The organism is Agarivorans sp. B2Z047, assembly GCF_023373605.1.
GTDB lineage: Bacteria > Pseudomonadota > Gammaproteobacteria > Enterobacterales > Celerinatantimonadaceae > Agarivorans > Agarivorans albus.
In genome coordinates, this window is the sequence record NZ_CP088080.1 from 2,018,420 (window position 1) to 2,033,771 (window position 15,352).

At 45.6% G+C, this 15,352-nt stretch carries 4 protein-coding genes; 2 read left to right on the forward strand and 2 right to left on the reverse strand.

The window, feature by feature from the left end:
- Positions 1–10 precede the first annotated feature (10 nt).
- Positions 11–12,676 carry a VCBS domain-containing protein gene (locus LQZ07_RS09305; RefSeq protein ID WP_152779392.1) on the forward strand — a complete coding sequence of 4,222 codons (12,666 nt, stop codon included), beginning with the start codon at positions 11–13 and terminating at the stop codon, positions 12,674–12,676.
- A 187-nt stretch (positions 12,677–12,863) separates the two neighbouring features.
- Positions 12,864–13,475 carry a hypothetical protein gene (locus LQZ07_RS09310; RefSeq protein WP_152779391.1) on the forward strand — a complete coding sequence of 204 codons (612 nt, stop codon included), beginning with the start codon at positions 12,864–12,866 and terminating at the stop codon, positions 13,473–13,475.
- Here the strand turns inward: LQZ07_RS09310 and LQZ07_RS09315 are convergent.
- A complete protein-coding gene (locus LQZ07_RS09315; protein WP_152779389.1) occupies positions 13,448–14,692 on the reverse strand; it encodes an MFS transporter in 1,245 nt (414 codons plus the stop codon). The genes LQZ07_RS09310 and LQZ07_RS09315 overlap by 28 nt on opposite strands.
- Positions 14,692–15,345, reverse strand: a complete 654-nt coding sequence (locus LQZ07_RS09320; RefSeq protein WP_152779387.1) for a DapH/DapD/GlmU-related protein — start codon at positions 15,343–15,345, stop codon at positions 14,692–14,694. The genes LQZ07_RS09315 and LQZ07_RS09320 overlap by 1 nt, the downstream gene beginning before the upstream one ends.
- Between the last annotated feature and the right edge of the window lie 7 nt (positions 15,346–15,352).

Sequence of the window (15,352 nt, forward strand, 5' to 3'; positions counted from 1 at the left end):
GAGGTTTGTTATGACTAAGCAGCAAGATAAATCAGCCTCAAATGCCAAAGGCAAACTCTCTCTAGGTAGTAACAGCAACAACAAAGGTAAGGAGCTAAAAAAAGCCAAGCGTATTGATGAAGATGTTGCGCGACTTAAAGCTAAAGAACTCCGGGATGGAAAAACCGTAGGTTTAAGCAATCAAGATTTGGTTGCTGATAAATCTCATCAGCAACTGCTAAGTGAGCAGCAGGCTTTACCAGGTGAGGGGTTATTGTCAGAAGCCACAAATCCGTTAGAGACAATTTCGAAAACCGGTAAAGGTGGGGAATCTGCTAATGCTAAATCCTCCGAATCCGATGACACTTCAAAAGCCGTTGCTGGCGCTGCCTTGGTGGAAGCTCCCTTAATTGATGGCAGCAAAGCGACAGCAAGAGTGGGTAAAGGAGGGGGTAGCAGTGCCAACTCTCATTGGTTTGCTGCACATTCATTTCTTAATCATGTTGGGGTTAAGGGTTTAACGAGCAACCAGTTGGCAAATGTTGAGGGTAATAATTATAAGCCCAGTGTGACAGTACAACAGCTTACTATAGTTAATCACTCTCAAACTGACCAGCAGCAAGTACCTGTTATTCATGCTGAAGGGGCTCAGCAACAAAGCGGATCAGTAAAAGAAGATAAAGTGAGCGAGGTGAGCGGTCAGTTGCATGTTGCTGGTGTTGACGCTAACCAAGTAAGCTGGTCAGTTGAGTCAGGAAGTGGGGTTTATGGCCAGCTGGTTGTAGACTCTCATACTGGGCAGTGGCGTTATCAGTTGGATAATGTACTAGCTACGACCAATGCTTTGGCTGAAGGAGAGCACCATAGTGAGCAATTTGTTGTTTTAGTTAAAGACAATCTGCAGCATCAAATCAAAATGGTGGTTTCAATAGAGGTGGAGGGTAGTAATGATAAACCCCAAATCTCTGGTTTGCACCATGCCAACGTTACTGAGATGGCTGCACTTTCTGAAGTTGATGGTCAGTTATTCGCTAAAGATCCAGACCACAATGAGCAACTACAATGGGCAGTTAGCCACTCTCAAGGTCAATATGGCCGATTAACTATTAACCCTGATAATGGGCAGTGGCAATATCAGCTTGATAATAAGCAACCTGCAACCCTTGCGTTAATCGAAGGGCAAAAGGGGGTTGAGCACTTTGTTGTTAGTGTAACCGACAGTGCTGGTGAAGTAGTTAAGCAAGACTTAACTATTCAAGTTCTTGGCACTAATGAACAGGCGATCATTGGCGGAGGGTATAGTGGCTTACTCAGCGAAGATAAAGATGTTCATCAAGGGCAACTGCGCGCAGATGGTGTATTAACAGTTACGGATTTGGATAGCGGTCAAAACCAGTTCCAAGCCAATGTGCTACAAGGGCAGTTTGGTAGCTTATCTATTGACGAACTTGGCCATTGGACATACACAGCTGACAATTCTCAGACTGCCATTCAAGGCCTTAACAGTGGCGAGTCACTCACCGATACATTGTTGGTGCATTCAGTTGATGGCACTGAGCAAAAGATCACGGTGACCATTAACGGCTCTGACGACAAAGCTGTGATAGGAGGTACTGCAACCGCCACATTAACCGAAGACAAAGACCTTCATAGCGGACAGCTTCGCGTTGATGGCGCGTTAACAATTACTGACGCAGACAATGGCGAAGCCCAGTTCCAAGCAACGGCTTTGCAAGGGCAGTTCGGTACGCTGACTATCAATAATCTCGGCCATTGGACCTACACAGCGGATAACTCACAAGCCACGATTCAAGGTCTAAAAACGGGTGATTCGGTTACGGATACGTTATTGGTTCACAGCGTCGATGGCACTGAACAAAAAATCACTGTCGCGATTAACGGTACTGATGACAAAGCAGTGATTGCAGGCACCAGTACAGCTACGCTCACCGAAGATAAAGACGTGCATGGTGGTCAACTGCGTGTTGATGGCGCACTTAACATCACCGATGCTGACAACGGCCAAGCCCAGTTCAATGCCGAGAGCCTGCAAGGCCAATTCGGTACACTGACTATCAATAATCTCGGCCATTGGACCTATATCGCCGATAACTCACAAGCCAACATTCAAGGCCTGAAAACGGGTGACTCGGTTACGGATACTGTATTGGTTCACTCGATTGACGGTACATCACAAAAAGTCACCGTTACCATTAACGGTAGTGAAGATAAAGCAGTGATTGCAGGCACTTCAACTGCAACACTCACTGAAGATAAAGACGTTCACTCAGGATTATTAAGGGTTGATGGTGCGTTAACCATTACTGATATCGATAACGGCCAAAACCAATTTGTTGCCGATAGCTATCAAGGTAATTACGGCTACTTATCGATTAATCAGCTTGGCCATTGGGTCTATACTGCTAATAATAACAGCGCCGCCATTCAAGGCTTAAAAGCTGGGACCACGCTAACTGAAACATTATATGTGCATGCGATTGATGGCACAGAGAAAGTTCTTAAGATAAATATTAATGGAACCGAAGATAAAGCCCTCATCAGTGGTGTATCAAGCGTTTCACTTGTTGAAGATAAAAACCTACACGCTGGCTTTTTACATGCAGACGGTATGTTGGCAGTAAAAGATGCTGATATTGGAGATAACCAGTTTCAGGCCAATGCTTCACAAGGTTTATTTGGCGAATTAACCATAAATAATAATGGTCATTGGACTTATACCGCTGATAATAATCAACCTGCAATTAATCAACTTAAAACAGGTGAGTCGTTAATTGATACGATAGTTGTTAAATCTATCGATGGCAGCGAACATCAAATAAAAGTCATCATCAAAGGTCAAGATGATAAAGCAGTTATCTCAGGTTCATCCACATTAGATGTCACTGAAGATAAAAACCTTTTCCAAGGACAGTTGAGAGCAGATGGTCAGCTCAATGTTTTAGATCCCGACTTAGGTGAAGCCCGATTTATCGCTGGTACTCTCACTGGTCAGTATGGCCATTTTACTATCGACCCTTCTGGCGCTTGGACATACACCTCAAACAACAAACAAGCGGCAATACAATCTCTTAATGCAGGGCATGAAATTACCGATACGGTCATAATCAAAACTGCTGATGGCACCGAACAAACTCTCTGTGTTCATATTCATGGTACCAATGATAATGCAGTTATTTCAGGCACAAATACTGGGGTAATTTCAAATGCTTCTGGCGCACCAAATATTTTGTACGCTAATGGTCAACTTCACATCACTGATGTTGATACAGGAGAAGCACATTTTCAATCACAAGTAATAGCAGGTGCTTATGGGAGCTTTTTAACGATTAAGCCAAATGGTGAATGGCAATATGCAGTCGATCATTACAATGCTAATGTGATCAAGTTACCCCATGGGCAGCAGCTAACCGAAAGCTTTACCGTAAAATCCTTAGACGGTACCGAGCATACTATCTCAACCACCATTGTCGGTGATAACACGCCAGCGATCATCACAGGTACTGATGTTGCGCTATTTAAAGAAGACGGCACTAAACAAACAGCGACAGGACAATTGAACATTCTCGACCCTAATACTGGCGATGAGCATTTCAAGCCTGAAACGCTACAAGGCAAATATGGCGAATTACACATCGACGACAAAGGGCTATGGCATTATGCGCTCAATAATCAAGGTGTAGCAGTTCAAAGTCTTAAAAGTGGCGAAATCGTTGATGACTTGTTCTTTATTAAAGGTCACGATGGCACTCCACATGGTATTCAAATACAAATACTTGGAACCAATGACTTAGCCAATATAAATGGGGTAGATGCGGGTGTTGTCGTTGAAGACAAACTGAGTTCAGGCCTACTGATAACCAAAGGTCAATTGACCATTACCGATATAGATAATGGCCAAGATTTATTCCCTTCAGGACTACAACAAGGGCAATTCGGTCAACTTGTTATTAGTAATAATGGTCAATGGCAGTACATTGCTAACAACAATCAACCTCAGATACAGCAACTGTCTCAAACAGAAGCGCTTAAAGAAGTATTTGTGGTCCACTCAATTGATGGCACCAGCCACAAAATTGAAGTCAATATACATGGCAGCAATGACATCGCTAAGATCACCGGCGACACCTCTGCAGTGCTTCAAGAAGACATTCATAGCCACCGAGGAAATCTAGTCGCACAAGGCCAGCTAGTCGCCACTGATATCGATCACGGTGAATCCCAATTTATTGTGGATGTTAATCACGCTGCTTACGGTCAATTTTCAATAAATAATGACGGCCATTGGCAATACGTTGTTGATAATAATAGCCCTAATATTCAGGCGCTCACCAGCAAAGATACGCTCACAGATACCATCATCGTCCGCGCCGTAGATGGCACAGAAAAATCCATTACAGTTACAATTAATGGCAGTGATGATAAAGCGATTATTGGTGGCGTTGATATTGGTGATGTCACCGAAGGCACCGCAGGGCTTGATATGTCACCAGATCAAGCTCAACTAGGTATGAGCCTTCTTGGACGCAGTCCGCTTTATGTCAGTGGTGCACTGACCATTACCGATCTTGATGCAGGTGAGGCAACCTTTGACTCTCGCGGCCTAGGATTTAATTATGCCGGTAAATACGGTGACTTAATGCTGCGAGAAGATGGAACATGGTCATATTATGCAGATGCTGGCAACATCCGAATTAAAGGTGGACATGCGACTAATAGAGGCACAGCAATTGATCAACTTGGTAAAGGAGAAACACTCACCGACACAGTAACTATCTATTCAAAAGATGGTACAGCTCACGATATAGTGATCACCATTCACGGTAGTAATGATCGCCCTTACTGTTCATCTGAGGTGACTCTCAATGCTGGCACAGAAGATACTCGCCAAACCATCACTGCAGCACAACTCCTATCCAATACAATTGATGTCGATAATAATGACGCAGGACTACTGACCATTGAGAATCTGCATGCAGACCATGGCTCAATTAAACACAATCAAGACGGTAGCTTTTCATTCACACCGGAAAAAGACTATAACGGCCAAGTACATTTCACCTATGACGTCTTAGATGCTCATGGAGGTACCACCCACACCGGCGCGACAACAGTATTAACGGCAGTTCAAGATAGCGCAATTATCACTGAAGTCAGCACTGGGAGCATTACTGAAGATGGGTCTCATAGAAGCAGTAATGGAGGAACAGTAACGGAGTTAGCAACGGGCTCACTTACTGTGGTTGACCCTGACACTGGTGAAAACTCATTCCAGTTTAGCCAATTCGGTGAAACAAAAATTTATGACCCTTATAATGGCTTGTTACGTATCGATAGCGCTGGTACTTGGACTTATCATGTTGATAACGCAAAGCTACAATACCTAGCTGAAGGTCAAACTGAAGTTGTTATATATCGCGTACATAGTAAAGATGGTACACCCTACGATCTTCATATTAATGTCACGGGGACTAATGATGCACCCACTGTAAACCAAGTGCATCTAACCAGTGGTACTGAAGATGTCAGTTACCAAATGCAAGCAAGCCAGTTTGGTTTTACTGACATAGATACTGGCGACACCTTACAGGCTATTACGTTAACTAACTTGCCAAGCTTAGCAGCAGGTAAATTTGTACTTGATGGACGTGATGTGTCTGTAAATCAGATTATCGATGCCGGAGATATCAGTAAGCTGCAGTTTGTTCCAGCGAAAGACTTTAATGGTGATGTTCATTTCCGTTATACCGTGAATGATGGCCATGCCGATTCCGCTCCCGCAAGTGCAACATTGTCTATTAACCCCGTTAACGATCCATTAGTTGATAGTGGCACTAGAACATTAGCAACTCTCAACGAAGACAGTAGCCGCCATATTTCCACGGCACAACTGCTTGAACATTTGTCGGACCCTGACGGGTCACTGCAGGTTGTTGGTACCCCAACTTCACCCCATGGAACCTTTAGTGGCGACGCAATTCACGGCTACACGTTTACGCCTACTGCCAACTTTCATGGCGACAGTGTCGATATTATTTATCAAGTTACCGATGGCACTAACCAAAGCACTGCCCATGCAAGTATTGATATTACCTCAGTGACCGATCCTGCTACGGTAAGTCTACATATTTCTGCAGAACAACAAGTCATGAGCTTTGGTTCTGGTGATAAAACAGCTTATGCCAAAGTAGATGGTATCGATGCCGGTGGCCCCATGCATGCAATGTCAGCCGAAATCACCTTCGTGCTCGACAATGGCCATCCGCCAAGCAATGCAGCGGTGCTATTGAACTACTCTGTACCCGGTGGCCATGATCAACAAAATACTATTACTTTTTGGAATGCCAGTAATCTGCAGTTTGCCTTTATGGGGCCGACAGTAGACACGGGAGTGAACTTACTTGATGGCAATACACATCGCTTAACGATGACATGGGATTCAGGTAGTGGTCATTTAGTGGTTTTTGATAACGGCCACATAATAAAACAACAAACGGTTAATCAAGGCGGTACATTCCCTAACGGCGGTACTTTTATCGCTGGCACACGAGACAATTCCGCGGGGGCTGATAATCCAACAGATTATACCGCTAGCCTTTCAGCAGGAGGCCGAGTGTTTTCCGCAACCATGGTCGATCATGCCGTGACGCCTGCATCTGTTGCTTTAGGTACCATAGCCCATGAGCCTAGTGGCGTTCTAACCAATATTATGGCCGATGGTAAAGGTAATTTTATTGATACCACGGGCCATCATACTGTAACAAGTGGCCCAGGTGCTCATACCGTAGTTGTGCCTGTTGATAGTAACGCAGGCACTGTCCCTAGAGGTGCGTTATTGCATCTACACCCTAACGTAGCTGTCAATGCTCCTGACGATGTTGTCACTAAACTCGAAATTAGCGGCTTAATTAAAGGCACACTCTTATCGGATGGTCACGGGCATCAGCACACAATAGCCAGCCTCAATGATAAGGTGGATATCCATGGCTGGAATACCGCATCGTTAACTGCGCAGTTGCCCCATGATGCCGCAACAAACATGAACGTAGCCCTTACTGCAACAACCCAAGCTCCTGATGGAAAAGAAGCAATTTCAATTGAACATGAAGGATTACAACTTGATCCTAGTAAGCCCATTCCAGATGCAACAATCACTGGCGATTCAACCGGTAATACCGATGAAGATCACTCAGTAAGCGGCCAGCTAACTGTCACCGATACTGACACTAGCCAAGCACACTTTGCTGCCAACGATATTAGTGGCACCTATGGACACTTAGCTATTAATTCAGCTGGCCAGTGGACCTTTACTCCAAATGCCACCGCTAATGCGTTAACCAAAGATGATCAGGTACACGAAACCTATACCGTTTCTAGTATTGATGGTACCCAACACCAAATCACCATCAACATTGATGGCCGTGACGATAACCCAATCGTTACTGAACTCGCAGCACCTAAAACCGTTATTGAAGACGGCGGACACGACCACGTTCGCACTTCAGGCATGCTAAGTATCAGCGATCCAGATACTGGAGACACCCATAGCATTACTGAACAAACCGATGTATTGGGCACCTATGGACACTTTACAATTGCAGCCAATGGTGGCTGGCATTACGAACTTGATAATGCTTTAGCTGCTACTCAAGCCTTAACCGAAGGGCAACACGTTACCGAAACATTTAATGTAGTCGTTACCGATAATGCAGGTGGTCAAACAACTCACACCATGCACTTTGACGTACAAGGTAGCAATGAAGCACCAACGATTGCGACACAAGTCATCCATGCTATTGAAGATGTTAGTTATCACTTTACTGATGTTGACTTTGGTTTTACTGACAGCGATGGCGGCAGTTTAAGCAGTATCACCATTACGGAATTACCCGCTGCCAGTTTAGGTGTGCTGCATCTAAATGGTGCTGCCGTAACGGTTAACCAAGTCATTAGCCAAACGGATATTGCTAACCTGATATTTACCCCTGAACAAGACGTTAACGGTAGAGTTAACTTTAAGTACTCAGTTAATGATGGCCATGACAGCTCATCGGTGGCAACGGCTGAAATTGAGATTGCAGCAAGAAATGATGCGCCGACCTCAGTTCATCTAAGTGTTAGGGATGTTGAAGACCACAGCCATACTTTCAGTAAAAATGAATTCAGTTTTGCTGATGTTGATACGGGCGATACATTGCAGCACATTACCATTACTCACCTGCCCAACCCTACACACGGTAGTTTGTTATTAGATGGTCGAGCAGTGGTTGCAGGCCAGCAAATTGATGCTGATAACATTGATAAATTGGTCTTTACGCCGGTAACAGATTTTAATGGCGAGTCTGCGTTTAAGTACTCAGTAAGCGATGGCAGCCTAGACTCGAAAGAGTACACTGGCGCAATCCACATTTCAGCAGATAACGATGCGCCAACTTTCTTAGCAGGTGGGCAATTTGCATCACTGCCCATCTCAGCGGCTTACGAATTTTCGGGTAATCAAGGCACCGATCTATCAGGCCGAAATAATCATGCTGTGCTAAGTGGCACCATCACCGCCACCACAGGTGCTGATGGCACGCCAGATTCAGCAGTGCAATTTCATGGTGATAGCGGCGCAAAAATCGAAGTCCCGGATTTACAATATGGCCAAGGTATTACGGTATCCACCACGGTAAAGTTTGACTCAATAACTGACAGTTATTCCAGAGTCTTTGATTTTGGTAATGGCCAAGCCAAAGACAACATTTTGCTCACCCATAGTGGCACCACCGATACACTGCAGCTCGAATTCATCGACGCTGCGGGTCAAAAGCATGACCTAATGGTGCCTCATGGGGTCACTCCGGGCCAATGGATGAAACTGACCGCGACCATTAGTCATGATGGTCATATGGCACTGTATAATAATGGCCAGCTATTAGGGGAAACCGATAGCGGCGCAGAGCTTCCCGCTACCGCTAGAAGTCAAAATTTCATTGGCAAGAGCCACTGGTCACAAGATGGTAACCTGCATGGTGCTTTTGATAATTTTGCGGTGTTTGATCAGGTCATTTCTCCTGCACAAATTAAAGCACTTGCGTCAGCAAGTAACTTGAATGATCTGCTACATAAGTACGATCAAATAGACCACGACCAATTTCACGCAACAGTTAACGTCAATCAAAGCTTTACCATCAATCAAGATGATATTTTAAACCAAGCCACTGATATTGATGGTGACACCTTATCGGTATCCCACGTATCCATTGCTGGGAATCACGGCACGATTCACGATAATGGTGATGGCACTTGGACCGTTACCCCTCAATCCAACTATCGCGGTGAATTGAAAATCGAAGTCGACGTGACCGATGGGCAAGAAACACTACCTGCGCACCTTACAGTTCAAGTAGGGAATGCCAGCATCACAGGCGATAGCAAGCTAACTACCGACGAAACCCATGTCGTTTCGGGTCAACTTACGGTGACCGACCCCGATACCAACCAAGATCACTTCATCGCTCAAGTGCTGCCTAGCAGCCACGGGGAATTTAGTATCGATACCACTGGTCATTGGCAATATACGCCTAACAAAGCCGCACAAGCGCTGTCACAGGGCCAAAGTGCCACCGATATCGTTACAGTTAAGACTGCCGATGGCACCCAACATCAAATCAGCGTCGACCTCACTGGTAGCGACACCGCGCCAACCACCGTCACCACCGATTTAGGCAAGGTTGAATCTGGCCACACACACGACTTTCAAGCAACTGATTTACTTGCGAATGTTACCGATGTTGATACCAGCACCGCGGGATTATCGATTGTGGCAGGTTCACTGCTCTCTCCCCATGGAACGGTAGTAACCAATCCTGACGGCAGCTATAGCTTTACTGCAACCCCAGGCTTTGTTGGTAACGATTTAGCCATTAGTTTCAAAATCAGCGATGGTCATAACACTATTGATGCCAACGCAATAATTGATGTCACGCCGCCTCTGGCAATTACCAGATTAGAATATGATACCGGTGTCAGTGACAGTGACTTTGTTACTAGCGACGGCCACATAATCTTATACGGAACTGGTGAGCCCGGTAGCACTATCATGGGCAGTGGGATTCTCAGCGGTCCTAAAGCAATTGTCGATGCAAATGGTCATTGGAAAATGGATGTCAGCGCAACAGATCGCGCCGATGGTACCTATACGCTGACCGTATTTGAAGTAAAAGCTGATGGCAGCTATGCCCAAGCCCATCATAAAATCACTATAGATACTGCTAAACCAACGCTGTCTATCGACCCTATCTCCAATGACGATTGGGTAAATCATCATGACCATCAGCAGGATTTAACTATTGCAGGTGCCACAACCCATGTGGCTGATGGCAATTCGGTTGATGTGATTGTGGCTGGTACACACTATAGCGCCAGCGTTAACAATAACCATTGGCAATTGACCATTCCTGCCAACCAAGTTGCCAATATTGGCGACAACGCCTATCAAGTTCATGCTGAGGTTGTCGCTACAGCAACTGGCGATAGCGCTCATGAACAGAGGCAACTGGTGGTTTCAGCTGATCTCAGTACGCTGGTACAAACTCAAGCTGTCGAGGAGGACAGTAAGACGACTGCGACAGGAACTTTATTTGCTGTTGGCGCTAGTGAAACCGTAACCACTACCGGAGTGCTACAAGGCAACTATGGCACCTTACACATGAACGCCGATGGTAGCTATCACTACACATTGGACAACCAAGCTGCCGCGATTCAGCAAATGGGGCAAACAGATAGCCATGCAGATAACTTTTTCATCAGTTATACCAATAACCATGGCGACACCAAGCATGCCGTGGTCAATATTGGTATTCATGGCACCAACGACGCGCCTCTACTAACAGGAACCTTTGAAATATCCCGTTCAATTACCACGGGCTCAATGACCAACACCCACTCTTACGGCTATATCAATATTGATGACATTGATAACGCTGACAACCTCAACGTCGAGTACATAGATAATCAAGGCGGCCACCATCAATTGGATTTCACTCCAGGCAACCGCAATATAATTGATGTACAGGGCATTGGTTACTTTAATATTGATGCCGACGGTCGCTGGGACTTTACCTTTAGCCACAGTGGTCCGGAGCGAGACAAACTCAATCAGGAGGTGGCTGCAGGTAAAATTCATACCGAAACCGTTACCCTCAAAGTTACCGATGGCAGCGGTGAGAGCCGAGAAGAACACTTAACAGTACACATTGGTGACGGTAAAACCGGGCCGCAAATTTTCGGCGCGTCCGAGTCTGTGGTTACCGAAGATAAAGTCATACGCTCGCACGGTTTACTCGATTTATTAGTTGGTGATGTCAAAGTCGCCAGCGGTGTCACCTGGGCATTGCAAGCCGGAACACGTCCGCAATACGGTGACCTAACCTTAAGTAGCGATGGCAGTTGGCAATATCAGGCCCACAACGATTCGGCTCGTGTGCAGGCCTTGGCTCAGGGTGAGCGACTTGAAGAAACAATAATGGTGACCGCTACCGACTCTCTTGGTCACAGCGTAGACCAAGCCATGAAGTTAGTGATCATTGGCACCAATGATGTACCTGTTGTTGGTCACGCGCTTTCGGGTACTGTTGTTGAAGATCATCTGCTGACACTGAACAAAGCTGATTTACTGGCTAACGTGCACGATGAAGATGCTAAAGATGTGCTTGATGTAAGCCATTTATCAATAGTCGGTGGTGGTACTATCACCCAACAAGGTGACCATTGGGTTATTAATCCAGGGGTAAATTATAATGGGGAATTACGCTTAAATTATACGGTGACTGATGGTCATGTAGCGATAGATAACACTATGGCGATTCATGTGTCGCCTGATGCCGATACTCCTACCATGATATTTACTAAGCATGTCGGTGATTTAGCTTCGCCACTCGATACTATGGCGATTTCGGGGAATGAAAATTCTGATTTAGCACTTAATATTAACGTATCCAGTCCAGATACAAATGAAACGCTCACAGTTGAAATCACAGGCGTTCCACCAGGGGCTTCGCTATCTGCGGGGACTGAAAATAACGGCATATGGACACTACAACAAAGCGAATTAACTAACCTCAAAGTTATTCCTGAAGCTGACTTTCATGGCCATTTTGATTTAAATGTTTCAGCAATTAGTCATGATGGCAGTGAACAGGCTTCGGTTAGTCAAACTATTGGAGTTGATGTACTAGCGGCACCTGTACTCGCCGGAATAGGGCAATCAGATGCTCCACAAAGTGGCACTGAAACAGATACGCTGACCTTTAGTTCAAATGTTGATGCGGATTTATCCAACGTGGCAAGCACCGGAGTTCTCAATGATCCTATTGCTCCGGTAGACCACTACTTTCAAATGTTGGGAATGAGCAGAGATAATACGCCGTTGGAGTCTTCCGATGGCGACCAAACAGATCTACTACCTGAATTTAACGTAGACAACCCTTTAGCTGATGCAGATGATTTAGCATTACAATCGTCGGATCCGTTTGACAATCCATTGGCTGAAGGTGAGGACCAACATCATCAACTTGATGATGCCCAAGACAATAATCATAGCCATAGCCAACTTGTTGATGATAATACGGCTGTGGATAGTCATGATGATGAGCTGTTGCATTCGGCGCTCAACAATATGCACAATCAATGGTAAATATATCGAATGTTGTTTGAGCTAAATGTAATATCAAATATTGCACTAAAATAAGGCGATATGTTAATTCTTAGCAAAATAAACTGAAAGGGGATGGTGAGGTAGTTTTTTCTCTTGGTGTTAACTAAGTGGCGTGGCAAAATGCCGCCTTACCCTCATATGAAGTTGTTTAGTTAAAGGACTCAACATGAAATTACGCCTCGCTGTTGTTGGCGCTGCTATGTTCGCTGCTCTTCCTGCTCAAGCCGATTTACTAGGTTTAACACTGGCTAGCCATATCGCTCAAACCAATACTGACCCAAAAGCCTCGTCGGCTTGGCAAGGAGATTTAGAGCTGCGTTTTAAGCATCCTATTCCGCTTATTCCAAATGTGGCAGTCGGTGCTAACAAACGTAAGCAAGGTGATGCGGCAGATGGTTCTAGCTACCTAGGTGAGTTGTATTACAACTTGTTTGATACTGCAGGCCTTTATCTAGATGTGGGTGCGGGTTACGAGCGTTGGGACAGTGCCAACACTGCCTTAGCTGGCTCTGATGACGGTGAGCAAGTATACGCTGTAGGGCGTGTGGCTTGGCGTTTCCCTGGTTCTGGCTTAGGTTTGGAAAGTGATTTAAAACTGTCGCTTACCGATGAAGATTACAAAGCTAACCGTTTCCGCGCGGGTGTTAACTACGAACTGTTTGATTTAGTGGCGAGCACTATTGATATCTCTGCCGGTTACCAGTACGAAGATATTGCAACACGTAGCTACAGCACCAGTAATAGCGGCGCTTACTTAGGTTTAGCTGTTAACTTCTGATAGCGAGTTATTTTGGCAGTTTGTTGCAAACAACAGGCTGCCATTGCCATAAACCCTAGGCCTGCACTAAGGCTGACTAAACCAAAAATACCCTGCTGCTGATTTAACTGCCAAGCAAAAGCACCAAGAAATGGGGCACTTGCGCTGGCGAGTAAATAGGGCACGGCCAACATTCCCGATATCGCTCCAAAGCCTTGTTCACCGAGTAATTGTTTGGTTAACACTGGCCGCAAAATACTGGTCACACCATAAGCACTCCCTTGTAATACGACAAACAGCCAAATAAGGTGCTGGAGATGATCGAGCTGCCACAGCAAAAAGGCGGCAACGAGCAAACTGCCAAAACACAGCATGGTGATAAGGGTATTCGATAGCCGTTTATCTACACTGATCATTGCGATGCGCCCAAGCACTTGCATTGGGCCAATCATCGCCATGACTAACACGGCATTATCTGCGCTAAAGTTGAGAGCGTGCATGCTTGGTAGTAAAAAGTTGACCAATACCGTGTGGTTAAGTGCGCTAAGAGAAAAGGCTAAGGCAATAAACCAGAACACTGCGTTTTTAAGCTGAGCATTTGGCGCGCTCGATTGCTTAATGTTTGCGATAGCTTGCGTTTTGCGAAGCTCTGAGCTTTGGGCCCCTTGAATTAACTTGGCGCTAATAAACAGCAATGGTGTAGCGATGAGCAAAACAATCAAGGCCAAACTCACGGACGTTATTCGCCAGCCTAAGAGGTCGATAAGGTAATGGCAAAGTGGAAAGCTTAAGGTACCTGCAAAGCCAGCATATAAGGTGACTTTGGTGATCGCCGATTTAGCGTTGTCCCCGCGATAACGGGTAAGAAAAGCAAAACAAGGTTCGTATAAACACCCTGCACTAGCGCAACCTAGCACTAACCAAGCAGCATAAAACTGCCATAAGCTCTGCACCTGGCTAACGGCGAGTAAAGCCATTCCGCCCAGCATAGCGCTGCAGCTTAAAACCCTTGGGCCAAACCCTTTGTCGATTAAACGGCCAATAAATGGCGAGCAAAGTGCAGAGGCGACTAAGCAAATCGTGAATGCTAACGAGACATCGGCAATTGACCAAGCAAGCTGCTGATGCCAAGTGAGCAGCGTGGCAGGAAAGCTATAGTAAAGGCATGCCCAAAGCAGTGTTTGGGCAATGGCCATTCCATGAGTGGCTAAGCGAACTTTCGTTGGCGCTAGTGCCACTAAACGCTTTCGCTTAGCAGTTGTTTCTCATAATGCTCTAGAAAGCTTAAGCAGTCTTCTTGGAACAGGGGTAGGGCCTCAGCAAGCTTTTCATGCGACCAATCCCACCAGGCAAGTTTTTCTAGGCGCTCGCCAGTGCTTGGTTCATCAAAGCGCGGCCTTAATACTTTGGCAGGATTACCCACCACGATGTGCCAAGCGGGTACATCTTTAGTGACAATACTGCCAGAGCCAACAATGGCGCCATTACCAATGTTTACACCCGGCATAATAATCGCGCCGTGACCAATCCATACGTCGTGACCAATCTGCACTTTGTTATCTGCACGCCAATCAAATACCTGATTGTCTACCTTTGCTGCCATTCCATACTTTTGCGGGCGGTAGCTAAAGTGGTGCAGGCTTGGCCGCCACCACGGGTGGTTGCTGGGATTTACCCTTACGCTTGAAGCAATGGAGACAAACTTTCCTACTTCGCATAAAGCAATATCTACGTCATTTTGAGCGTAGCTGTAATCACCAAATTGCACGTTGTCTAATAGGCAGCGCTCGCCAATTTCAGTCCAGCTACCTAGTTTAGAGCTGGTTACCTTACTGCTATTAGCTACGCTGGGCTGGCTGTTTAAATTTGCGCCGGGGTCTACTATCGCCATGGTTATT

What these genes read in the sequence shown, in the direction of transcription:
- LQZ07_RS09305 (WP_152779392.1), top strand. Translation starts at nt 11, where the DNA reads ATGACTAAGCAGCAAGATAAATCAGCCTCAAATGCCAAAGGCAAACTC.
- LQZ07_RS09310 (WP_152779391.1), top strand. Translation starts at nt 12,864, where the DNA reads ATGAAATTACGCCTCGCTGTTGTTGGCGCTGCTATGTTCGCTGCTCTT.
- LQZ07_RS09320 (WP_152779387.1), bottom strand. Translation starts at nt 15,345, where the DNA reads ATGGCGATAGTAGACCCCGGCGCAAATTTAAACAGCCAGCCCAGCGTA.